The sequence below is a fragment of the Streptomyces sp. NPDC037203 genome (assembly GCF_055605065.1).
This window is the reverse complement of the sequence record NZ_JBVJUC010000003.1, coordinates 882,972-905,002: the sequence shown is the minus strand read 5'-3', so window position 1 is coordinate 905,002 and position 22,031 is coordinate 882,972. Positions and strand designations below refer to the sequence as shown.

Below are 22,031 nucleotides of genomic sequence, written 5' to 3'. Positions count from 1 at the left end.
TGGCCAGCGCACGACGCCGGACGTGGCGGTTGCGCGAGGCGGCCTTCCCGCCGCATACCCCCAGGGCCGTGGGTCGACCCGGACACGCCGCTCACCGACCGTACGGCCGCGCCCCCGCAGCATGCCGGGCGCTCGGACCACCGCGGGGTGGACGAGGCCGGGCACTTCGCTACGGGAGTTCCGTGCACCACCGTTTCCGCGCAGAAAGCAGCCGACCATGAGTGAAGCCACCCCGCACCGCCCCGTCCGCGTCGTCGTGATCGGAGGCAGTATGGCCGGCATGCTCGCCGCGGTCGCCGTCAAGGACCGGGCGGAATCGGTGGAGATCATCGAGGCCCACGAGCTGCCCGACGGGCCCGAACCCCGCGTCGGTGTGCCCCAGGCCGTCCATATCCATCTCCTCCAGTCCGGTGGCGTGGACGCGCTGGAGGAGCTGCTGCCCGGTGTGATCGACCAGTTGGCGGCCGCGGGGGCGCATCGCGTACCGGTGACCACCAACATGGTCGTCTACTCGCCCGAGGGCTGGTACCGGCGCTGGCAGCGCACCACCCACCGGCTGATCACCGCGAGCCGGGACCTGACGGACCATGTCGTCCGGAAGCGGGTGCTCGAAGAACCGCGCGTCGAGGTCCGTACCCGGTGCAGGGCGATCGGGCTGCTCGGCGACGGGCGCCGGGTCACGGGCGTGCGCGTCCGCACCCCGGACGGCGGCGAGAGCGAGCTGCGTGCCGACCTGGTGATCGACGCGTCCGGCCGGGCCTCCCGGCTGCCCCAGTGGCTCACCGAGCTGGGCGTACACGGCCTCGCCGAGGACCGTGTCGACTCCGGGCTGGTGTACGCCAGCCGTATCTACCGCGCTCCCGTTCCCACCCGCGACTGGCCCGTGGTCAGCGTGAACGCCGACCCGCGCCGGCCCGAACCCGCCCGTGCCGGCGGCATCCTGCCGATCGAGGGCGACCGGTGGCACGTCAGCCTGATGGGCGCCCCCGGCGGGCAGCCCAGCCGGGACGCGGACGCCTTCGAGCCCTTCGCACGGACCTTGCGGCACCCGGTCATCGCCGATCTCCTCGAACGCGCGGAGCCGCTGACCGACGTGAGCGTCACGCACAGCACGGCCAACCGGCGCTCCTACTACGAGCGGCTCGAACCCTGGCCCGCGGGGCTGGTGGCGCTGGGGGACACCGTCGCAGCCTTCAACCCGGTGTATGGCCAGGGCCTGTCGGTGATCGCGCGCGGCGCCCTGGCGTTGCGCGATCTGGCCCGCGGCGGACTGGTCCCGGAGTCGTCTCGGCGCGCCCAGCGGGCGATCGCGCGGCCGGTCGAGGCGGCGTGGGCGCTGACCGTCGGGCAGGACATCCACTTCTCCACGACCACCGGCAGGAGCCCGCACTTCGCCGACCGGCTGCTCCACCGGTACGTCAGCCGTCTCTCCCGCACGGCGACCGGTTCCTTCCGTACGGCCACGGCGCTGACCGACGTCCTGGCGCTCCAGGCCCCGCCCGCGTCCCTGGTACGGCCCGGTGTGCTGCTGTCCGCCCTGGTGGGGCCGTTGCGACCGCAGTTGGACGGTCCGCAGTTCACACCGCGGGAGCGGGCGCTGCTCGACGGCACGCGGGAGCGGTCGTAGGCCGGGGCGGGTACCGGCTCAAATTCCGCTCAGAACAGGCGCGTTCGGTGCGGGAGCTGGTGCACACTGCTTGCCGAGACCACGTTCACCTGGGGGAACACACATGAAGAAGCTGCTCGCCCGAGCCATGACGCGCATTCAGGACACGGTGTCGGGCCGTCGGGACCTCGAAAAGTACGAGGCCGACGGGACCGGACAGCACAGCCCGCACAACCGTGACGCCCACCTCGCCTACCACCACGTCCCGGCGGCCCCGCAGATGCCCGTGAACGGCCCCAGCGGCATGTGACCGCTGTTGAGCGCGAGGGGAGCCGAGCGGGCCGCCGAAGTGGCTCGCTTCCACGGCGACCACCGTGCGACGGCCGTCGGACGGAAGCCTGACTTGACCAAGTTGTCTACCTATGTAGACTCGTTTCCCATCCATACTTGGCACTGCGCAGGCAGGACGTCCGAAGGAAGTGGCACCGATGACCGGGACGGGTGACGCCGGGCGCGGGCCGGTGAAGTCGGCGGAGCGCACCGTCCAGATCATGGAAGTGCTCTCGGCCTCGCCGGAGCGGCTCACCCTGGGCCGCCTCCAGGAGCTGACCGGCTACCCGCGCTCCAGCCTCTACGCGCTGCTGCGCACCCTGGTGGCGCTGAAGTGGATCGAGGTCGAGGAGGGCGGCGAGGCGGCAGGCTTCGGGATCGGCCCGCGCGCCCTGCTGTGCGGTACCGCCTACCTGGACCGGGACCCGGCGCTGCCGCACGCGGTGCGCCGGATCGAGCAGTTGCGCGCGGACGTCGGCTACACCACCCACTACGCCCGCCTGGACGGCCCCAACGTCATCTACCTGGCCACCCGCGAGGCCACCGACTCCCGCCGGCTGACCTCCCGCGTGGGCCGGCAGCTCCCGGCGCACGCGACGGCCCTGGGCAAGGCGCTGCTCGCCGAGCTGACCGCGCGGGAGGTGGACGCGCTGCTGTCCGAGCAGCCTCCCGAGGCGCTCACCCCGCACACGGTCACCCGCCGTCCGGCCCTGCGCGAGGAACTGGAGCGGACGCGCACCCGCGGCTGGGCGCTGGAGAGCGAGCAGAACACGCCCGGACTGTGCTGCGTCGCGGCGACCGTGTCGTACCGCATCCCGGCGACCGACGCGATCAGCTGCTCGATCCCGCTGGACCACGCGACGGACCAGGAGGTCGAACGGGTCGCGGAGGCGGTCACCCGGCACGCCGCGGAACTGGCGGCCACCCTGCGCCGCAACGGCATCCGCTGAGGTACGGCACCCGGCAGTCGCCTGCTCGTGCGCGGTGCCCCGCCGGTCCCGCAGGCGTGGCGGTACCGCTTCCAACCGCCGGAAGACCTCACCAGCGGGGAACCTTCTTCTCGTACGACGGGTCGATCCGCCGCATGTAGCCGGTGTCGTCGCGGTTGCGCAGTCCGCAGGAGACGTACTGTTCGTGCAGCCGGGCCAGGGCGTCGCGGTCGAGTTCGACGCCGAGGCCGGGCGCGGTGGGTACGGCGACGGAGCCGTCCCGGAACTCCAGGGTGCCCGGCGCGATCACCTCCTCGGTCTTCCACGGCCAGTGGGTGTCGCAGGCGTACGTCAGGTTCGGTGTGGCCGCCGCCAGGTGGGTCATCGCGGCGAGGCTGATGCCGAGGTGCGAGTTGGAGTGCATGGACAGGCCCAGCTCGAACGTGTCGCAGATCCCGGCGAGCGTCTTCGAGCGCTGGAGGCCGCCCCAGTAGTGGTGGTCGGAGAGGACGACCTGGACCGCGTCCAGGGCCACGGCGGGCTTGAGTTCGTCGAAGGCGACCACACACATGTTCGTGGCGAGCGGCATCGGCGCCTCGCGGGCGACGCGGGCCATGCCCTCCTGCCCCGGCGTGGGGTCCTCCAGGTATTCGAGGACGCCGTCGAGCTCGCGGGCGACCATCAGCGAAGTGTCCACCGTCCAGGCGGCGTTCGGGTCCAGTCGCAGGGGGCGGCCGGGGAACGCCTCGTGCAGGGCGCGGACCGCCGCCATCTCCGCCTCGGGCCGGAACACACCGCCCTTGAGCTTGATCGCCGTGAAGCCGTACTCGTCGATCATGCGGCGGGCCTGCGCGACGATGCCCTCGGGGTCGAGCGCCTCGCCCCAGGGGTCCGGCTCGGCACCGGGGTGCGCGGCCCATTTGTAGAACAGGTAGGCGCTGAACGGCACGCGGTCCCGCACGGCACCGCCGAGCAGGTCGGAGACCGGGCGTCCGGCCGCCTTGCCCTGGATGTCCAGGCAGGCGACCTCGAACGGCGAGAAGACCCGGTCCACCGTGCCGCTGGTGGTGATCATGCCGGTGAGGCCGTGGCCGTCGCTGCCGGTGTCCCCGCCGAGCGCGGCCGCGACCGCGGTGTGCATCCGGCCCAGGTGGTGCACGTCCAGGCCGGTCAGCGCGTCGGCGGCCTGCCGCAGTCGGCGCAGATGGTCCTCGTCGGCGTAGGTCTCGCCGAGACCGGTGATCCCCTGATCGGTGTGCACCTCCAGGATGGCGCGCAGCGCGTACGGTTCGTGCACGCCGACCGCGTTGAGCAGCGCCGGGTCGCGGAAGGCGACGGGGGTGACGGTGACGCCGGTGATGCGGATCGCGTCGCTCATCGGGTGATGTCCTCCACCAGGGCCAGGCCCGCGTCGGTGATCCGGCGCAGGGCGTCGAGGTGTTCGGGGGCGGGGTCGACCAGCGGGGGCCGCACCCCGCCGACGTCCAGGCCCCGCTGCCGCACGCCGGCCTTGACCAGCGCGACCGCGTAGCCGGGCACCAGGTCGCGCAGCGCCACCAGCGGGTGGAAGAACTCCCGCTGGAACCGCTCCACCCGAGCCGCGTCGCCCTCCCCCACCGCCTGGTAGAAGGCGTTGGAGATCTCGGGCGCGAAGCAGAAGACGGCGGAGGAGTAGAGGGTGACGCCGATGCCCCGGTACGCCGGGACGGTCACCTCGGCGGTGGGCATGCCGTTGAAGAACTGGAACTCCTTGCCGGTGCCCGCGAGTTCGTGCCGTACGGCGGTCACCACGCGGGAGAGCAGGTCGAGGTCGCCGACGCCGTCCTTGAAGCCGACCACCCTGTCGTGACGGGCCAGTTCGGCCGCGGTGGCGGGGTCGAAGCGGGCGTTGGAGCGGTTGTAGACGATCAGCGGCAGATCGCCCGCGTCCGCGACCTCGCGCGCGTAGGCGGCGAGTCCGGCCGCCGGGGCCTGGACCAGGTAGGGCGGCAGCAGGAGCAGGCCGTCGGCGCCCGCGTCCCGCGCGATGCGCGCGTACCGGCGGGCCAGTGGCAGCGGGCCGCCGGTGCCGGCGTACACCGGGACGCGGCCGGCCACGGTCTCGACCGCGGTGCGCACCGCCTCGCCGTACTCCTCGGGGCCCAGCGCGTGGAACTCGCCCGTGCCGCAGGCCGCGAAGACCCCGCCGGGGCCGGCGGCCAGTCCGCGCCGCAGATGCTCGGCCAGCGCCTCCCGGTCGACCTGCCCGGACGCCGTGAAGGGCGTCACCGGAAAGAACAGCACGCCGTCGAACATGGGCACTCGGCACTCCTCGGTCGTCCACGCTGCTGTCTACATATGCAGACAGGCTCTACATTTGCGAACTTGCCTCCGAACTGTAAGACTCGCTCCGGAGTATGGTCAAGACGGCCACGGGCACGCCCGGACGCCACGGAGCCGCCACGGAGGAGATGAGGCGAGTGAGTCAGCGCATCGTGATCACCGGAGCCGCGGGAGGGATCGGCAGTCTCCTCCGGCCCCGGCTGGCCCGCCCCGGCCGGACGCTGCGGCTGCTCGACGTGGCGCCGGTGCCCGCGGCGGCGGGAGGCGAGGACGTGGAGATCCTCCGGTCGTCGGTGACCGATCTCCCGGCGATGCGCGAGGCCCTCTCCGGCGCCGACGCGGTGATCCACCTCGGCGGGATGAGTGTCGAGGGGCCGTGGGAGGAGATCCTCGACATCAACATCAACGGCACCCGCACGGTCCTCGAAGCGGCCCGCCGGGCCGGCGTGCCCCGAGTGATCATCGCCAGCAGCAGCCACGCGGTGGGCTTCCACCCGCGCGAGGGCGAGGCGCCCGACTACCTCTTCCCGCGCCCCGACACCTACTACGGCGTGAGCAAGGTGGCCGCCGAGGCCCTGGGCAGCCTCTACCACGACCGCTACGGCCTGGACGTGGTCTGCGTCCGCCTCGGCGGCTGCTACGAACGCCCGATCGCCACCCGCCAGTTGGCCACCTGGCTCTCCCCCGACGACTGCGCCCGCCTGATGGAGGCGCTCATCGCGGCCCCCTCGCCCGGATTCCGTGTCGTGTGGGGCATCTCCGACAACACCCGCCGCTGGTTCTCGCTGGACGAGGCACGCGCCCTGGGCTACGCACCCCGGGACGACGCCGAGCGCTTCGCCGGGGAACTCGAAGGCCGGCACGACCCGTTGGACGAGATGTACCTGGGAGGAGCCTTCTGCTCACCGGATCTCGACGCGGACGACACCGACGGCACGGACGCGAGGGGTTGACCGGGGCCGCGCCCGGCTCCTCTGCTTTCCCTGTGAGTTCATCCGCTTCCTCCCCCGCGAGTTCATCCGCGCCGTCCGACCCGGAGGTCCGACCGATGACCGACCCCACGTCCGCCCCGCTGCGGGGCGTCAGCCCGCGTACCGGTGAGCCCGTCGGCGACCCGGTCGCCGTCTCCACCGCACAGGACGTCGACACGGCGGCCCGCGCCGCCGCGCGCGCCTTCCCCGTCTGGTCCGCGCTGCCCGCCGCCGACCGGGCGAGGGCCCTCGACGCCGCCGCCGACGCGCTGGACGCGGCCCGCGACTCGCTGGTCGCCGTCGCCGACGCGGAGACCGCGCTCGGCGCGGCCCGGCTGACCGGCGAGGTGGGCCGCACCAGTAGTCAACTGCGCCTGTTCGCCGAGGTGCTGCGGGACGGCGGTCATGTGCAGGCCGTCCTCACCCCGGCCGACCCGGCCGCCGGGCGCCCCGACATCCGCCGGATGCGGCAGGCGATCGGACCGGTGGCGGTGTTCAGCGCCTCCAACTTCCCCTTCGCCTTCTCCGTGGCGGGCGGCGACACCGCCTCGGCCCTGGCGGCCGGCTGCCCGGTGGTCGTGAAGGCGCACGAGGGTCACCCGGCGACCTCGGCCGCGGTCGCCCGCGTCGTCGCCGGGGCGCTGCGCGACGCCGGAGCGCCCGAGGGCGTCCTCGGCCTCGTCACCGGCTTCGAGGCCGGAGCGGCGCTGGTGAGGCATCCGGCCGTCAAGGCCGCCGGCTTCACCGGCTCGCAGGCCGGTGGCCGGGCACTGTACGACCTCGCCGCCGCCCGCCCCGAACCGATCCCGTTCTACGGCGAACTCGGCAGCGTCAACCCGGTGGTGGTCCTGCCGGGCGCCGCGGCCGATCGCGCCGGCGCGATCGCCGAAGGGTACGCGCAGTCGCTCACCCTGGGCACCGGCCAGTTCTGCACCAACCCCGGTCTGCTGTTCGTCCCCGAGGACGGCCCGCTGGTGGACGCCGTCGCTGCCGCGGTCGGCGCGGCCACGACCGGGGCGATGCTGACCTCCCGGATCCGGGACGGGTACGAGGCCAGGGTGGCGGAGCTGGAGGAGGCCGCGGACCTCGTGCCGCTGGCCTCCGGCAGCGCGGGCGACGACTCCTTCGCGGTGGCGCCGCGGGTGTGGCGGCTCTCCCTGAAGTCCTTCGCGGACCGGCTGGACTCCCTGGCCGAGGAGTGCTTCGGCCCGGCCGGGCTGGTGGTGACGTACCCGGACGTGGACGCGCTCACCGAGGTCCTGGCGGCCCTGCCGGGCAGCCTGACCGGCTCGGTGCACGCCACAGCCGGCGACGCGGCGGCGGCCGGGCGGGTGGCGGCGGCGCTGCGGCACCGCGTGGGCCGCCTCGTGCACAACGGCTGGCCGACCGGCGTCGCCGTCTGCTGGGCCATGCACCACGGCGGCCCCTGGCCGTCCACGACGGCCCCGCTGCACACCTCGGTCGGCGCCACCGCGATCGATCGCTGGCTGGTCCCGATCGCCTACCAGGACTGGCCGGACGACCTCCTCCCGCCGGAACTCCAGGACGCCAACCCGCTGGGCATCCCCCGCCGGGTGGGCTGACCCGCCCCGCATACGGACCCGCGCGTCAGTCCCCCGTCAGCGGGGCCTGCCACTCTGGTTCCTGTCAACGGGGTCCGGGGAACCGGGCACCGGGAGCGGGGAGAGGTGCCCGGAGTGGTTGATCGGGGACCGGCGAGCGCGTCTCGAGGTCGGATCCTTCTGGGGTCCACGCAGGTTCGAATCCTGCCCTCTCCGCAACAGCGGCAATCCCGCGGCGCCTGACCAGCCGCCGCGGGACCTTCCGGGTTCCGTCGGCCGGTCAGGCCCCGCGCTGAACCGGGCCGACGAGGGGCTACGGCGACCATAGGACGAAATCGCGGCCACGCGGTACCCGACCGAGGGCCTCCGCCCGCCCACCGAGTCGGGCGACGGTGTCTTCCCAGGGACGTGGCGCAGGACATCGCCGGAGTGCCGTCAGAGCGGGCGGCCGACCGAGTCGAGGAGTCGTAGGTCCTCTTCCGTCAGGCGCAGCGCGGCCGCAGCCACGTTGTCGGCGAGGTGGTCGGGGTTGCCGGTGCCCGGTATGGCCAGCACGTGCGCGCCCTGGTGCAGGGTCCAGGCCAGCCGTACCCGTGCCGGGGAGACGCCGTGTGCGCGGGCGACGGCGCGGACCGGGTCGTGCTCGGTGTGGGCGGGTCCGGCCTCGCGGCCCTTCCCGGAGATGGCGAAGAAGGGCACGAACGCGATGCCGTGGTCGGCGCACGCCCGGAGCATGGGTTCGCCCGCGGGGTCGTCGACACCGTGGCGGTTCTGGACGCACACCACCGGTGCGATGGCCAGGGCCTCGGCGAGGTGCTCGGGGCGGGCGCCGGAGATCCCGAGGTGCCGGACGAGTCCCGCGTCCCGCAGTTCGGCGAGGGCGCCGAAGTGCTCGCTGACGCGGTCCTGGCCCATGATGCGCAGGTTGACCACGTCGAGGTGGTCGCGGCCGAGTTGGCGCAGGTTCTCCTCCACCTGACCGCGCAGTCGGTCGGGCCGGGCCGGGGTGGTCCACTCCCCCGAGGCGTCGCGGGCCGGGCCGACCTTGGTGGCGATGACGAGGTCGTCGGGGCAGGGTGCGAGGGCCGCGTTGAGGATCTCGTTGGCGGACCGCAGCCGGGAGAAGTAGAAGGCCGCGGTGTCGAAGTGATTGACCCCGAGTTCGACTGCGCGGCGCACCACCCGGATCGCCTGCGCGCGGTCGCTGGGGACGCCCTGGTGGAAGGGGGCGCTGCCGGTGAGGCGCATCGCTCCGAACCCCATCCGGTTGACCTCGATGTCTCCCAGCGTCCAGGTGCCCGCCGCTGCCGCCGTCCGTGCCGCGGAGTCCGTGCCCGGCTTCATCTCGCCCACCAGTTCCCTTCATCGACTCGCCGCCCCCGAACCGTTCGCGGGGCGGCGGACCCGGAGTATGCGCAGGTGGACGAGAGGGTTGGGAAGGTCTGGAGCGCGGGCGGAATCTCACAGCGGGAGCGGGAACCCACGGGCGGGTACGGCGAGTTGTCCTTACTGACGGTTCCTCACCGGAGCCGAGGGCGCTCACCCGGTCCGCGCTCCTGAAACGCGGGTGCAGCGGCCGGTGCCGCGGCTTCGGCACGGACGGGTTCCACGGCGGCGCACACCGCGGAGTGCACCGCGCGGGCCAGCCGGGCGCCCCACAGGGAGCGGGGCCCGGCGAACGCCGCCGGCTGCTCGCCGGGCCGGGGGACGCGGGCGGCGACGCACACCGCGTCCGTGGGGGTGCCGGAGCAGTCGTAGCCGGAGTCGAGGAGGGCCTGGACCTTGGCCTCGGTGGCGGTGGCGACCGCGTTGACCAGGGCGGCGTCGGTGAGGGCGGTGGGCAGGGCGGCGATGATGTTGATCGTGCCGGGGGCGGGCGGCGAGGGGGTGCCCGGCGCGGAGGTGGCGGCCCAGCCGTGGACGCCGAGGCCGGCGGTGACCACCGCCTCGACGCCCTCGTCGTGCGCGCGGCCGTGGCAGAGGACGTCGGCGGCCGTCATCAGTCCGACGCCCGGCCCGCGCGCCCCCGCGTTCCGGGCGAGGCGCGCGAGGTGGGTGTCGGGGTCGGTGCGGCCGTAGCCGTGCGAAACCTGGGCGTTGAGGACCCAGGCGCGTTCGCCGATGCCTCCGCCGAGGACCGCGCTGCTGATCATCCGCCAGCCGGGCCCCGCCGGCCACAGCAGGGCCGACAGCCGCTCGCCGTCCTCGACACGGGGCAGCGTCCGCAGGACGAGGACGCCGGTCGCGGCGCGGGGCGGTGGGGCGACGGTCACTGAGCGGGACTCCTCCGAGCGGCTGGATCTCATGATCGTACCGACGCGTCGCTCAGGGCATGCGGCCGAGGTCTCCCGTCGCGGGCGCCCCGGCCCGAAGGGGGGTGTGCACGGGACTGTCCCGGTACCTAGGGTGTGTAATGCGCCGGTTTTCCGGCATACAGGAAGAATCGTGGCCGGGAAAAATCGTGGCCGGGGATGGACCGAGGGTGGTTCTGAACCATGAGGGATGTATCGCGGCTCGCCGAGCCGATGTCGGCGGATCTCGGGGACGATGCCGTGCTGGCGGCGTGGGAGCGGTTCGTGCGGGGGGACGACCGGGTGTCCGGGGTGCGGCCGCTGGTGGCGGTCTCATGGCACCGCTGCCGGGAGCGGTACCGGGTCGATCCTCATCTCGCCGAGGCGCCCGTGGCCGTCGCACAGCCCGCCCATCCGCCGGAGCACGATGTCGTCTTCGCCGAACTGGGGTTCCGGGCGGCCTCCGTGGCGCATGAGGTGGGTGGGGTCGGCGGTGTCGTCACGGTCACCGACGCCTCGGGCCGGGTGCTGGCCGAGTGGGGCGACCAGGCCACACTGGCGAGGGCGTACGACTCCCACCTCGCGCCCTGGTTCTGCTGGTCCGAGTCCGCGGCCGGCACGAACGGCCTGGGCACCGCGCTGGAGGTGCACGGACCGGTGCCGATCAACGGTCCGGAGCACTGGTGCCAGGCGTTCCACCACTGGGGCTGCGCGGGCATCGCGGTACGGGACGTGGTGACGCGGGAGCCGATCGCGGTCCTCGGCATCTGCTGCTGGCGCAGCCGGCTGCCCGCGTCCGCAGCGAGCTGGCTGGCGCACGCGGCGGCGATGGCCCAGTACCCGCTCAAGCGGCGTGCCCGCGACAGCGGCGCCGAACTGGTCGCCGCCTACACCAGGGCGAGGCGGCACTCCGGGGCGCCGCTGGCCGCGCTGGACGCCGCGGGCCGGGTGGTGATCGCCGACGAGCCGGCGGGCACGCTGCTGGGGGTCCCGGCGGCCACCCCGGCGGTCGATCCGACACTGCGCTGGAACCCCGGTCTGCCGGACCTGATCGCGGCGTCCCGGCAGGCCACCGGGCAGGCGGCGCACGATCCCGGCTGGGTCGGCGGGACGCAGATCCTCGCCCACCCCTGCGACGAGCCGACGTCGATCAGCATCCGGCCGGTCTTCTCCTCCGGTCATCTGATCGGAAACCTGGTCTCGTTCGGGACCGGTGACGGAGCGCGGCTGCCACCGGTGGAGCGTGCCGCGCGTCCCGCGGAGCGGCCGCGCCGGCTGGTCGCGGTGCACGACAACCGGATGACGCTGCTGCGGCCGCAGGAGGTCTCCTTCGCCGAGTCGCGCGGCAGCGACGTGTGGCTCCGCGCCGACCAGGGTTTCCTGCGCGCCGCCTGCGCGAGCCTGGACAAGCTCGACGGCGAGCTGGCGGACGCCGGCTTCCTGCGGGTGCACCGGCGGTACGTGGTCAACCTCGGCCGGGTCCGGGAGGTCGAGCGGGGGCCGAAGGGCGAACTGTCCCTCGTCATGGACGACGGGGCGAGGGAGATGGTGCCGGTGTCCCGGCGCAACGCGGCCGCCGTGCGCCGCGCGCTGGGCATCTGACGTCCGCGCGTTCGTACGAGCACCGGCTCGTTCCGGGAAGTTCGTTCCGGCACCGGCTCGTTCCGGGAAGGAGGTCCCCGTGTCCGACACTCGGTTCACCACGGCGAACAAGCGAGGCGCGGGTGGCGGCCTCGGCCTCGCGGCCCCGGCCGGACCCCGCACCGGCCCGGTCGGCGGCATGCGCAACCGCGACTGGTGGCCGCACCGGCTCGACCTGTCGGTCCTGCGCAAGCACCCGGCCACGGCCGACCCGCTGGGCGCGGACTTCGACTACGCCGCCGCGTTCCGCACCCTCGACCTGGACGCCCTGGCACGGGACGTCGACGCGGTCCTGACCACCTCCCAGCCCTGGTGGCCCGCCGACTTCGGGCACTACGGGCCGCTCGTGCTGCGGATGGTGTGGCACTGCGCCGGGACGTACCGCGTCGGCGACGGCCGCGGCGGCGCGAGCAGCGGCATGCAGCGCTTCGCACCGGTGAACAGCTGGCCGGACAACCGCAACCTCGACAAGGCGCGCCGTCTGCTGTGGCCGGTGAAGAAGAAGTACGGCCAGAAGATCTCCTGGCCCGACCTGATGGTCTTCGCGGGCAACCGCGCCCTGGAGACGATGGGCCTGAAGACGTTCGGCTTCGCGGGCGGCCGGGCGGAGGTCTGGGAGTCCGACGAGGACGTGTACTGGGGCCCGGAGCGGGCCTGGCTCGGCGACGAGCGCCACAGCGGGGTACGGGAGCTGGAGCAGCCGCTGGCGGCAGCGCAACTGGGCCTCATCTACGTCAACCCGGAGGGCCCGAACACCGTCCCGGACCCGCTGACCTCGGCGCGGGACATCCGCTCGACGTTCCGGCGGATGGGCATGGACGACGAGGAGACCGTCGCGCTGATCGCGGGCGGGCACACCTTCGGCAAGACGCACGGCGCGGCCGACCCGGAGACCTGCCTCGGCCCCGAGCCCGAGGGCGCTCCACTCGAACAGCAGGGCCTGGGCTGGCGCGGCGGCTACGGCACCGGCCGGGGCGCGGACACCGTCTCCAGCGGCCTGGAGGGCACGTGGACGCCCACCCCGACCCGCTGGGACAACAGCTTCCTCGAGACGCTGTTCGGGTACGAATGGGAGCTGGAGCTGAGCCCCGGCGGCCTGTGGCAGTGGATCCCCGCGGACGGCGCCGGGGCCGGTACCGTGCCGGACGCCCATGACCCGGCCGCACGCCACGCGCCGACGGTCCTGACGACGGACCTCGCGCTGCGCCTCGACCCGGCCTACGAACCGATCGCGCGGCGTTTCCTGGACCACCCGGACCGGCTCGCGGACGCTTTCGCCCGCGCGTGGTTCAAGCTGACGCACCTCGACATGGGGCCGATCCAGCGCTACCTCGGACCGCTGGTCCCCCGTGAGCGGCTGCTCTGGCAGGACCCGGTGCCCGCCGTGGACCACCCGCTCGTCGACGCGGCGGACGTCGCCGCGCTCAAGGAGCGGATCCTCGCCTCGGGGCTGCCGGTCGGCCGGCTCGTCTCGACCGCGTGGGCGTCGGCCTCGACGTTCCGCGTCAGCGACCGGCGGGGCGGCGCGAACGGCGGCCGTATCCGCCTCGCGCCCCAGCGGGACTGGGAGGTCAACGAACCCGAGGAGCTGGCGCGGGTGCTGAGCGTCCTGGAGGGGATCCGGGAGTCGTTCGACGGCGAGCAGAGTGGGGGCAAGCGGGTCTCGCTGGCCGACCTCGTCGTACTGGGCGGGGCCGCCGCCGTCGAGCGGGCCGCCGGAATCGCCGGGTACCGGGTGCGGGTCCCCTTCGCGCCGGGACGCACCGACGCCCCGCAGGAGTGGACCGACGTGGAGTCCTTCGCCCCGCTGGAGCCGGCCGCGGACGGGTTCCGCAACTATCCGGGCAACGGCCGCCACCGGCTGGCCCCGGAGCATCTGCTGGTCGACCGGGCGAACCTGCTGGGCCTGACCGCACCCGAGATGACGGTCCTGGTGGGCGGCCTGCGGGTGCTGGGCGCCACCTACCGGCAGTCGCGGCTCGGTGTCCTCACCCCGGCGCCCGGATCGCTCACCAACGACTTCTTCGTGCACCTCCTCGACGGCGACACGCGATGGGAGGCGGCGTCCGCCGGGACCTTCCAGGGGCGCGACCGCACCACGGGGGCGCTCAAGTGGACCGCCGGCCGTGTCGACCTCGCCTTCGGCTCCGACTCCGGACTGCGCGCCCTCGCCGAGGTCTACGCGAGCGACGACGCGCGGGAGAAGTTCGTACGGGACTTCGTCGCCGCGTGGGCCAAGGTCATGAACCTCGACCGGTACGACATCGCGGACGAGCGGTAGCGGAGAACGGGTGAACGGCGTGCGCGGGACCGGGCTCGGTGCCGCGCTTGTCCGGGTGATCGGTGCGGCGTAGCGTATTTATCAAGCCATAAATTATTGATTGTTAGAAAAGGCAGGAAAGAAATACGGAAAAGGGTGAAGACCCGATGACGACCACGCGGGAGCGCACCGATCTGCTGGACCAGATCGGGCTGAACGCACAGAACAAAGCGGCGCTGGGCCAGGTTCTCGGCACCGGGAACATCGGCCGGGCCGGCGAGGATGCGGACGGCCATATGCGGGCGACCATTCGCATCAATCCCGACGAGCTTTCCTGGGATCCCTCCATTCTGGTCATGCCCCATGGAGGCGATATCGAGCTGGAACTCGTCAATGACGACAAGAACACGCATTGCGCGCTGCTGCCGAGCAATGGCGACCGGAAATTCATCTGGCTGGTGAACCATTCGCGCGGACGGGCGCACCTCAATCTCGACGGACCGGGCTACTACTGGTTCGGCTCGCCCACGGGCAATGACGAGGGCCGGGGCCTGACCGGGTCCATCGTCGTCCTCGGGGACGCGCCGCCGGAGGCCCGCCTGGACCGTCCGGCCCAGCCGCGACCGTGAGAGGAAGGAGGCGGAGCACATGACCGTCGACTACGTGGACGCGGGCGAGGCCGTCGACCAGGGCAATCTCAGCGGCAAGATCGCGGGCGGTGAGGTCGCGCCGCCGGTGGTGGCGGGCGTCGACTACGAACGCATCCTGCGGGCCCGCGAGGAACCGCACAACTGGCTGACCTACTACGGCGCCTACGACGGACAGCGCTTCAGCACGCTGGACCAGATCAACACCGAGACCGTGCGGCACATGGTCCCCGCGTGGGTGTTCCAGGCCGGCACCACCGGTCTGATCGCCGGCGCGTCGACCTACTCCTTCGAGGCCGCCCCGATCGTCGTGGACGGGGTCATGTTCCTGTCCGGGTGGGACGGCTGGGTCTGGGCGCTCGACGCGCGGACGGGCACGGAGATCTGGCGGTACAAGCACGCCGTCCCCTTCGACGTCTCCTTGTGCTGCGGCAACGTGAACCGCGGCGTCGCCGTGGCCCGAGGCAAGGTCTTCTTCGTCACGGCGAACGCGCGGCTGCTCGCGCTCGACGCCACCAACGGCAAACGGGTCTGGGACCGCACCTACGGCGACGTCCGGGCCGGCGAGAGTGCCACCGTCGCCCCGCTGGTCGTGAAGAACCTGGTCATCGTGGGCAGTTCGGGCGGCGAGTTCGGCGTCCGCGGCCACCTCGACGCGTTCGACCTGGAGACCGGCGAGCACCAGTGGCGCTGCTACACCGTGCCGAAGCCCGGCGAGCCGGGCGCGGAGACCTGGCCGGCCGACGGCGAGGCCTGGGCGCGCGGTGGCGCGAACTGCTGGCTGACCGGCACCTTCGACCCGGAGACGAACCTGCTGTACGTCGGCACCGGCAACCCGGCGCCCGACTTCGACGGGGCCGTCCGCGAGGGCGACAACCTGTTCACGGACAGCATCATCGCCGTCGACGTGGACAGCGGCCAGATCCGCTGGCACTACCAGTGCACCCCGCACGACCTGTGGGACTACGACAGCATCGGCGAGTGCATCCTGTTCGAGCAGGGCGGGCGCAAACTGCTGGGACACTTCGACAAGAACGGCTACTTCTTCGTCCTCGACCGCACGAACGGCGAGCGGGTCTCGATCACTCCGTTCGTGGACCGCATCACCTGGGGCGCGATCACGCGCGACGGCCAGGTGACGGCCAAGGTCTATCCGGACCAGGAGGGCATACCGGTCCACTTCTACCCCGGCCCGGCCGGCGCCAAGGAGTGGACGCACGCGTCGTACAGCCCGCGGACCGAACTGTTCTACGTCCCGGTCCAGGACACCGGTGCCACGGCGACACGGCGGCGCCGGGAGTTCAAGGAGAGCATCCCCTACTGGGGTGCGGGCGTTCAGGTGGACATCGAGGACATGGCCGGGTCGGTCAGCGCGTTCGACGCGAGCGGCGAGGAGAAGTGGCGCTGGCGCAATGAACTGCCCATGTGCGCCTCGACGCTGGCGACCGGCGGCGACCTGGTGTTCGCCGGGGAGCCCTCCGGCGAGTTCGACGCGCTCGACGCCCGTACCGGAGAGCAGCTGTGGCAGTTCCAGTGCGGCAGCGGCCATCACAGCAGCCCGACCACCTACATGGTGGACGGCAGGCAGTACGTCGCCGTGCCGGTCGGCTGGGGCGGCTGGGCCGAGGGATTCCTGCCCGGCATGCTCGGCGCGGGGCACGGCAGCGCCCTGTTCGCCTTCGCCCTTCCGGAACCGTCCTAGCGCGTGACCGACGTTGCCGCCGAACGGGCGAGAGAGGAGGTGGATCCATGGAGTGCGAGCTCGCCGTGTGGGAGACACCGGACTTCGACGAGATCGTGGTCGCGGCCGAGGTGACCATGTACCTCGCCCGGCTGGACGACGAGTAGGGAAGAGACCGGGAGGAGTGGCCGACCGGGGGGCGCCTGACGCGATCCGGCGCCCCCGATCCCGGTCCGGCGAACGGAGGTGTCGTCGTGTTGCTGCGTGTGCTGGGCTCGGCGGCCGGTGGCGGGTCCCCGCAGTGGAACTGCGGCTGCCCGGTGTGCGCCGCGGTCCGCTCGGGCGCCGGGGTCGCGCGCACCCAGTCGTCGGTGGCGGTCAGCGCCGACGGCCGCCGCTGGTTCCTCGTCAACGCCTCGCCCGACCTGCGCGCCCAGTTCGAGTCCTTTGCGGCGCTGCATCCGCGCGCGGACCGCACGACGCCGCTGGAGGCGGTGCTGCTCACCGACGCGGAGCTGGACCACACGATGGGTCTGCTGCTGCTGCGCGAGGCGGGCACCCTGCTGCTGTACGCGACCCCGGCCGTGCACAAGACCCTGCTGGACGGCTCGGGCATCCTGCGGACGCTGGAGCACTACTGCCTGGTCGAGTGGCGCGCGGTGATCCCCGGCACGGAATTCCCGCTGGCGGACGGGCTGTGGTGCCGGGCGTTCGACGTGCCGACGACCAAGCACCCCCGGTTCGGGGGCGGTCCGGACCCCGACCGCGTCGTGGGCTACCGGCTGACCGACGCGCACGGCAAAACGCTGGTCTACCTGCCCGCGGTGCAGACGCTGACGCGCGCGCTGCGCAGGGAGATCGAGGGCTGCCCCTGCCTGCTGATCGACGGGACGTGCTGGCGCGACGACGAGCTGATACGGCTCGGTCTGGCCGGCAAGACCGCACGGGAGATGGGGCATCTGCCCCTCGACGGCCCGGACGGCAGCCTCGCACAGCTCGCTGCGCTGGGCGTGCGGCGGACCGTCCTCGTGCACATGAACAACACCAACCCGGTGCTGCTGGCGGACACGCCCGAGCGGCGTACCGTCGACGAGTACGGCATGGAGGTCGCCATGGACGGCCTGGAGATCCAGGTGTAGCGCCGTGACGACGACCGACACGGCGACGAGCGCGGACGGTTTCGTCGAGGCGCTGCGGGCGCACTCACGCCGGTACCACGACCAGCATCCGTTCCATGTGCGGATGAACGCCGGTCTGCTGAGTCCCGCGCAGATCCGGGGCTGGGTCGCGAACCGCTTCTACTACCAGGAGAACATCCCGCGCAAGGACGCCGCGATCCTGTCCAACTGCCCCGACCCGCAGGTCCGCCGCCGCTGGGTCCGGCGCATCCTCGACCATGACGGCACCGCCGCCGGGGAGGGCGGCATCGAGGCGTGGCTGCGCCTCGGGGAGGCGGCCGGGCTGAGCCGTGCGGAGATACTGGACCACCGGCATCTGGTGCCGGGGGTGCGGTTCGCCGTCGACGCGTACGTGAACTTCGCCCGGACCCGGCCGTGGGTGGAGGCGGTGGCGTCCTCGCTCACCGAGATGTTCGCACCCGACCTGATGGCGGCGCGGCTTGCGGGGTTCGAGCGCTGGTACCCGTGGATCGCCCCCGAGGGCCTCGCCTACTTCCGGGCCCGCCTCGAACAGGCGCCCCGCGACTGTGAGCACGCCCTGGAGGTGGTCACCGCGCACTGCCGGACCGCCGAGTCGCGGGCGCGCGCGGTGGACGCGCTGTCGTTCAAGTGCGACGTCCTGTGGAGCTTGATGGACGCCGTCGACCAGGCCTATCCGGGGTGACGACCATGGACGCGACCCCTGCCGCGACGAACCGGACCCGCACCACCGGGGTGAGGGGCCCGGACCGGCCCCGGCTGGCGCGGCATGTCCGGCTGGGCTTCGACCGGACCCGGCAGCGCCGGATCCTGCTGCACCCCGAGGCGGTGGTGGTGCTCAACGACAGCGGTGCGGCCATCCTCGACCTGTGCGACGGCCGGCACACCGTGACCGGGATCGTGAGCGAACTGTCCGCGCGCTACCAGCGCGTCCCCGACGACGAGGTGCGGCGGTTCCTGACCAGGCTGGTCGCCCGGCGCTATCTGGAACTCGGCGGCACCGGCACCGAGGACGGTGATGGTGGTGGCGATGGATAGCCCGTTCGGTCTGCTCGCCGAGCTGACGTACCGCTGCCCGCTGGCGTGCCCGTACTGCTCGAATCCGCTGAACCTGGCCGAGTACGGGGACGAGTTGGCCACCGGTGAATGGCTGCGGGTACTGACGCAGGCCGCCGATCTCGGGGTGTTGCAGTGCCATCTGTCCGGCGGGGAGCCGCTGTTGCGACGCGACCTGGTGGAACTGGTCGCGCACGCCCACGACCTGGGTCTCTACACCAACCTGATCACCAGTGCCCTGGGGTTCTCGCGGGCGCGGGCGCGTCGGTTGCGGACCGCCGGGCTCGACCATGTGCAGATCAGCGTCCAGGCCGACGAGCCGGCGCTGTCCGACCGGATCGCCGGGATCCCGTCCTTCCGCCGCAAGGTCGAGGCGATGGGGCTGGTCAAGGAGTTGGGCTGGCCGCTGACCGTGAACGTGGTGCTGCACCGGTACAACATCGACCGTGTCGCCGAGGTGCTCGCCCTGGCCGAGGAGGTGGGCGCCGACCGGGTGGAGCTGGCCAACACCCAGTACTACGGCTGGGCCTGGCGCAACCGGGCCGCGCTGCTGCCGAGCCGGGCGCAGCTGGTGGCGGCCGAGGAGGTCGTACGAGCCGCGAGGGTGCGGCTGCGGGACCGGATGGACATCATCTACGTACTCCCCGACTACTACAGCCGCTACCCGAAGCCGTGTATGGGCGGGTGGGCCGCCCGCCAGCTGACGATCACGCCGAACGGCGATGTGCTGCCGTGCCCGGCCGCCCAGTCGCTGCCGTTGCCGCGGGCCAGTGTGCGCGAGGACTCGCTGGCGCGGATCTGGGCCGAGGCGCCGGTGATGACGGCGTTCCGGGGGACCGACTGGATGCCGGAGCCGTGCCGTGGCTGTCCCCGGCGCGAGGTGGACTTCGGCGGCTGCCGCTGCCAGGCGTTCCAGCTCACCGGCGACGCCGCGCGCACCGACCCGGTCTGCCATCTGTCCCCCGACCACGACCTGGTCGCCCGTGCCGTCGAGACGGCCAACGCCGCACCGCGGCCCGGCGCCCCGGCCCTGGTCCCCCGCCTCCACGGGCCCCGCCATCCGGCCCGGCAGCCGCGCTAGGGCTGCCGAGTCCAGGTCAGCCGCCGAACACCAGGGGCAGTGCCGCCGCCGCGATGATCAGGGTGACGCCGCTGAGCAGGTCCGAGCGGAGCCGGATGAGGCGGGCGGCGGCGCGGCCGAGGCGCAGTCCGATCAGGGACATGGCCGCGGTGATGAGGCCGAAGGTGGCGGCGGACACCCAGGGCGACAGGCCCAGGATGCCGAGGCTCGCCCCGGCGATCAGGTTGTCCAGGCTCAGCGTCAGCGGGATGCCGAACAGGGCCCACGGGTGGTCGAGTTCGTCCGGCTCGGGGTGGCGCAGGGAGGAGACGACGAGGTAGAGGCCGTACGCGCCGAGCGCGGTGGCGCCCACCACATCGGCGTAGCCCTCGATGGACTCCCCTATCTCGTGGCCGATCAGCAGCCCTATCAGGGGCATGACCGCGTCCCACAGCCCGAACGTCCCCGCGACCTGTACCGCGCGTCGCAGACCGAAGGGGACGGTGCCCAGCGCGATCGATACCCGGAAATTGTCGAGACTGAGCACTAAACCCAGGCCCAGCATTTCCCAGACCATAACCGACATTCTATCCCCAATGGCCCGGACGTGGCGCCCGAGAATGGCGGCCACGCGGCTCCGACCTGCGGCTGCTCCCCGCCCTGTGGGAGGTCGACGACCGCCCCGCTGGAGCTCGGAAAATCGTTCAGGCGATGGATAGCGAGGTGACTAATGTGACCGGGTGACAGAATTCAGTGTTCTCGATGACGACACGGCATGGCTGAAGGACTTCGAGCGGCGGCTCGTCGCCGCGTATTCCGCGGCCGGACTGAGCAGGGACGCGGCGGCGGAGTTCGTGGCGACGAGTCGCGCCACCGACGGGGACTGGACGGTCGCCGGGATCATGGATGACGGGGTCCAGGTAGGCTTCGTAGCCGTGACGATGAACGAGAAGGACGGGGGACTCGCGGGGCGGATCGGGGATCTGCACGTGGCGGCGGAGCATGCCGGCCGGGGGCACGAGGCGGCTGCCCGCGCGTGGGCGCAGGAGTGGTGCGCGCGACGGGGCGCACGCCGGGTGAGTGTCCGGGTGGTCGAGCCCGCCCTGGGCGAGGTGTTCGCCGGGTACCGCGTCAACGGGCAGGTCAGGGCACGGCAGCTGACCGCTGCGCCGGAGCCGGTCGGCGGTGTCACCGCGCGGCCGATGGCGCGGGCCGAGTACACCGAGTGGCTCGCCGCCGAGAAGGCGTCCTACGTCGGCGACATCGTCCGGTCGGGATCCCTGAGCCGGGAGGAGGCCGAACGCAAGTCGGACGAGGACTTCGCCACGCTGCTGCCCGAAGGTCTTGAGACGCCCGACAGCGCGCTCCTGGTGCTGGAGGCGGCGGGCGAGCCGGTCGGCACGGCGTGGCTGCGGCACAGGTACCTGCCGGGCGTCACCTACGGGTACTCCCTGAACATCCGCGAGGAACACCGCGGCAAGGGGTACGGGCGGGCGGCGATGGCCGTCGGCGAACGGGCCACGTTCGAGGCCGGCGAATCCGTCCTGATGTTCTCGGTGTGGGGCGGGAACGACGTGGCCATGAACCTCTACACCAGCGCCGGGTACCGGGTCCTGGACGAGGGCCGCTCGATCGAGCTGCCCTGAAGGGTGTCCTTCCCCTGGTGCGCTTCCCCGGTGCGCGGCGGGACGAACGCGGTGGGAGTCAAGGAACAGCCGACCGGGAGGACGTCGGCAAGCCCGCGGGGTCTCGTGGACCGGTGCCGTCCGACGGGTATGCCGGGGCCGGCGACGGGACCACGGGCGGCTCCGCCCGAAGCCGGCGCTCATGTGCCGGGCGCGTCCCGAGCGTCGTCCGTCCGGTAGGTGAGGTCTCCGGACACCGACACCACCCCGTCGACCCCGCGGCACAGCTGCTCGACGACGGGGATCTGGGTCTTGAACTCCACGATGCCGGCGAGGGTGACCCGGCCGTCGCGCACGTCCGCCGTCACATCGCGGGGGTCCAGAAGCAGCGTGTTCCGCAGCAGATCCCGGTTGATCTCCTCGCGGATGGCCTCGTCGCGGCGCAGGAAGATCCGCAACAGGTCGGGACGGCTGACGATGCCCACGAGCCGGTCCGCCTCGTCCACCACGGGCAGGCGCTTGACGTGCTGGATCTCCATGAGGCGCGCGGCCTCGACCACGGTCCACTCGGGCCGGGCGCATACCGCCGGGGCGGACATCAGCTCCTCGGCACGGACGCCCTCGGCTTTCGCCCGCTCCCCTGCCTCCAGGTTCGGGACGGGCGTCAGACCCGACGGGTCGGCCTGGTCGGCGCTCTTGCGCAGCAGGTCGGCCTCGGACACCACGCCCAGCGGACGGTCCATCTCGTCCACCACGGGTACGGCGGTGATGTCGTTGTCCTCCAGCAACCTCGCGAGTTCCTTGAGCGAGGTGTCGCGCCGCGCCCGGACGACGTCGCGGGTCATGAGTTCCTCGACCGTGCGGTGGTGCATGTCGCCTCCCGGATACGGAGC

Annotated in this window: 21 protein-coding genes and 1 pseudogene; 16 read left to right on the top strand and 6 right to left on the bottom strand. The window is 72.7% G+C overall.

Annotation, left to right across the window (positions count from 1 at the left end; genetic code table 11):
* Positions 1 to 217 precede the first annotated feature (217 nt).
* The 3 genes from ACZ7EC_RS13320 to ACZ7EC_RS13310 all read left to right on the top strand — a co-directional run bounded on the left by ACZ7EC_RS13320 (position 218) and on the right by ACZ7EC_RS13310 (position 2,886).
* Complete coding sequence (locus ACZ7EC_RS13320; protein ID WP_471061949.1) at positions 218 to 1,627, top strand: FAD-dependent oxidoreductase; 1,410 nt, start codon at positions 218 to 220, stop codon at positions 1,625 to 1,627.
* A gap of 103 nt (positions 1,628 to 1,730) precedes the next feature.
* The gene (locus tag ACZ7EC_RS13315; RefSeq protein WP_471061946.1) at positions 1,731 to 1,916 is read left to right on the top strand and encodes a hypothetical protein; all 186 of its coding nucleotides are present in this window, start codon (positions 1,731 to 1,733) and stop codon (positions 1,914 to 1,916) included.
* 178 nt (positions 1,917 to 2,094) lie between these two features.
* Entirely contained in the window at positions 2,095 to 2,886 is a 792-nt protein-coding gene (locus ACZ7EC_RS13310; RefSeq protein ID WP_471061944.1) for an IclR family transcriptional regulator, read from the top strand.
* Positions 2,887 to 2,974: 88 nt separating this feature from the next.
* Here ACZ7EC_RS13310 and ACZ7EC_RS13305 read toward each other — a convergent pair whose 3' ends face one another.
* On the bottom strand, positions 2,975 to 4,243 hold the full coding sequence (locus ACZ7EC_RS13305) for a glucarate dehydratase family protein (RefSeq protein ID WP_471061941.1): 1,269 nt from the start codon (positions 4,241 to 4,243) through the stop codon (positions 2,975 to 2,977).
* Entirely contained in the window at positions 4,240 to 5,160 is a 921-nt protein-coding gene (locus ACZ7EC_RS13300) for a 5-dehydro-4-deoxyglucarate dehydratase (RefSeq protein ID WP_471062073.1), read from the bottom strand. Before ACZ7EC_RS13300 ends, ACZ7EC_RS13305 begins: the two co-directional genes overlap by 4 nt.
* A 155-nt stretch (positions 5,161 to 5,315) precedes the next feature.
* Between ACZ7EC_RS13300 and ACZ7EC_RS13295 the strand changes: the two genes are divergently transcribed.
* The 3 genes and pseudogenes from ACZ7EC_RS13295 to ACZ7EC_RS13285 all read left to right on the top strand — a co-directional run bounded on the left by ACZ7EC_RS13295 (position 5,316) and on the right by ACZ7EC_RS13285 (position 7,936).
* Positions 5,316 to 6,140 carry an NAD-dependent epimerase/dehydratase family protein gene (locus tag ACZ7EC_RS13295; protein ID WP_471061938.1) on the top strand — a complete coding sequence of 275 codons (825 nt, stop codon included), beginning with the start codon at positions 5,316 to 5,318 and terminating at the stop codon, positions 6,138 to 6,140.
* A 95-nt stretch (positions 6,141 to 6,235) separates the two neighbouring features.
* Positions 6,236 to 7,741, top strand: a complete 1,506-nt coding sequence (locus tag ACZ7EC_RS13290) for an aldehyde dehydrogenase (NADP(+)) (protein ID WP_471061935.1) — start codon at positions 6,236 to 6,238, stop codon at positions 7,739 to 7,741.
* Positions 7,742 to 7,840: 99 nt separating this feature from the next.
* A pseudogene (locus tag ACZ7EC_RS13285) lies at positions 7,841 to 7,936 on the top strand.
* Positions 7,937 to 8,155: 219 nt separating this feature from the next.
* Here the strand turns inward: ACZ7EC_RS13285 and ACZ7EC_RS13280 are convergent.
* The gene (locus ACZ7EC_RS13280) at positions 8,156 to 9,064 is read right to left on the bottom strand and encodes an aldo/keto reductase (protein ID WP_471062071.1); all 909 of its coding nucleotides are present in this window, start codon (positions 9,062 to 9,064) and stop codon (positions 8,156 to 8,158) included.
* Positions 9,065 to 9,240: 176 nt separating this feature from the next.
* Complete coding sequence (locus ACZ7EC_RS13275; protein ID WP_471061933.1) at positions 9,241 to 10,026, bottom strand: adenosylcobinamide amidohydrolase; 786 nt, start codon at positions 10,024 to 10,026, stop codon at positions 9,241 to 9,243.
* A gap of 189 nt (positions 10,027 to 10,215) precedes the next feature.
* Between ACZ7EC_RS13275 and ACZ7EC_RS13270 the strand changes: the two genes are divergently transcribed.
* From ACZ7EC_RS13270 to pqqE, 9 genes are all read left to right on the top strand, one after another.
* Complete coding sequence (locus ACZ7EC_RS13270; RefSeq protein WP_471061930.1) at positions 10,216 to 11,613, top strand: LytTR family transcriptional regulator DNA-binding domain-containing protein; 1,398 nt, start codon at positions 10,216 to 10,218, stop codon at positions 11,611 to 11,613.
* A 178-nt stretch (positions 11,614 to 11,791) separates the two neighbouring features.
* The gene (gene katG / locus ACZ7EC_RS13265; protein ID WP_471062069.1) at positions 11,792 to 13,933 is read left to right on the top strand and encodes a catalase/peroxidase HPI; all 2,142 of its coding nucleotides are present in this window, start codon (positions 11,792 to 11,794) and stop codon (positions 13,931 to 13,933) included.
* A 146-nt stretch (positions 13,934 to 14,079) separates the two neighbouring features.
* On the top strand, positions 14,080 to 14,541 hold the full coding sequence (locus ACZ7EC_RS13260) for an MSMEG_3727 family PQQ-associated protein (RefSeq protein ID WP_471061927.1): 462 nt from the start codon (positions 14,080 to 14,082) through the stop codon (positions 14,539 to 14,541).
* A 19-nt stretch (positions 14,542 to 14,560) separates the two neighbouring features.
* Entirely contained in the window at positions 14,561 to 16,261 is a 1,701-nt protein-coding gene (locus ACZ7EC_RS13255; RefSeq protein WP_471061925.1) for a PQQ-dependent dehydrogenase, methanol/ethanol family, read from the top strand.
* Between the two features lie 47 nt (positions 16,262 to 16,308).
* Positions 16,309 to 16,407: a pyrroloquinoline quinone precursor peptide PqqA gene (gene pqqA / locus ACZ7EC_RS13250; RefSeq protein WP_471061922.1), complete on the top strand. Its 99-nt coding sequence runs from the start codon at positions 16,309 to 16,311 to the stop codon at positions 16,405 to 16,407.
* A gap of 87 nt (positions 16,408 to 16,494) precedes the next feature.
* On the top strand, positions 16,495 to 17,379 hold the full coding sequence (gene pqqB / locus ACZ7EC_RS13245) for a pyrroloquinoline quinone biosynthesis protein PqqB (RefSeq protein ID WP_471061920.1): 885 nt from the start codon (positions 16,495 to 16,497) through the stop codon (positions 17,377 to 17,379).
* Positions 17,380 to 17,383: 4 nt separating this feature from the next.
* Positions 17,384 to 18,082 carry a pyrroloquinoline-quinone synthase PqqC gene (gene pqqC, locus ACZ7EC_RS13240; protein ID WP_471061917.1) on the top strand — a complete coding sequence of 233 codons (699 nt, stop codon included), beginning with the start codon at positions 17,384 to 17,386 and terminating at the stop codon, positions 18,080 to 18,082.
* 5 nt (positions 18,083 to 18,087) lie between these two features.
* Positions 18,088 to 18,435 (top strand): pyrroloquinoline quinone biosynthesis peptide chaperone PqqD, encoded by a 348-nt coding sequence (gene pqqD / locus ACZ7EC_RS13235; protein WP_471061915.1) that lies wholly within the window; start codon positions 18,088 to 18,090, stop codon positions 18,433 to 18,435.
* On the top strand, positions 18,428 to 19,534 hold the full coding sequence (gene pqqE, locus ACZ7EC_RS13230) for a pyrroloquinoline quinone biosynthesis protein PqqE (RefSeq protein ID WP_471061912.1): 1,107 nt from the start codon (positions 18,428 to 18,430) through the stop codon (positions 19,532 to 19,534). Before pqqD ends, pqqE begins: the two co-directional genes overlap by 8 nt.
* Positions 19,535 to 19,550: 16 nt before the next feature.
* Here the strand turns inward: pqqE and ACZ7EC_RS13225 are convergent, their stop codons facing one another.
* The gene (locus tag ACZ7EC_RS13225; protein ID WP_471061909.1) at positions 19,551 to 20,090 is read right to left on the bottom strand and encodes a manganese efflux pump MntP; all 540 of its coding nucleotides are present in this window, start codon (positions 20,088 to 20,090) and stop codon (positions 19,551 to 19,553) included.
* A 163-nt stretch (positions 20,091 to 20,253) separates the two neighbouring features.
* Here ACZ7EC_RS13225 and ACZ7EC_RS13220 point away from each other — a divergent pair, with 163 nt between their 5' ends.
* Entirely contained in the window at positions 20,254 to 21,159 is a 906-nt protein-coding gene (locus ACZ7EC_RS13220) for a GNAT family N-acetyltransferase (protein ID WP_471061907.1), read from the top strand.
* A 179-nt stretch (positions 21,160 to 21,338) separates the two neighbouring features.
* On the opposite strand, the gene ACZ7EC_RS13215 is transcribed toward ACZ7EC_RS13220, so the two are convergent.
* On the bottom strand, positions 21,339 to 22,010 hold the full coding sequence (locus ACZ7EC_RS13215; protein ID WP_471061904.1) for a CBS domain-containing protein: 672 nt from the start codon (positions 22,008 to 22,010) through the stop codon (positions 21,339 to 21,341).
* Positions 22,011 to 22,031 lie beyond the last annotated feature (21 nt).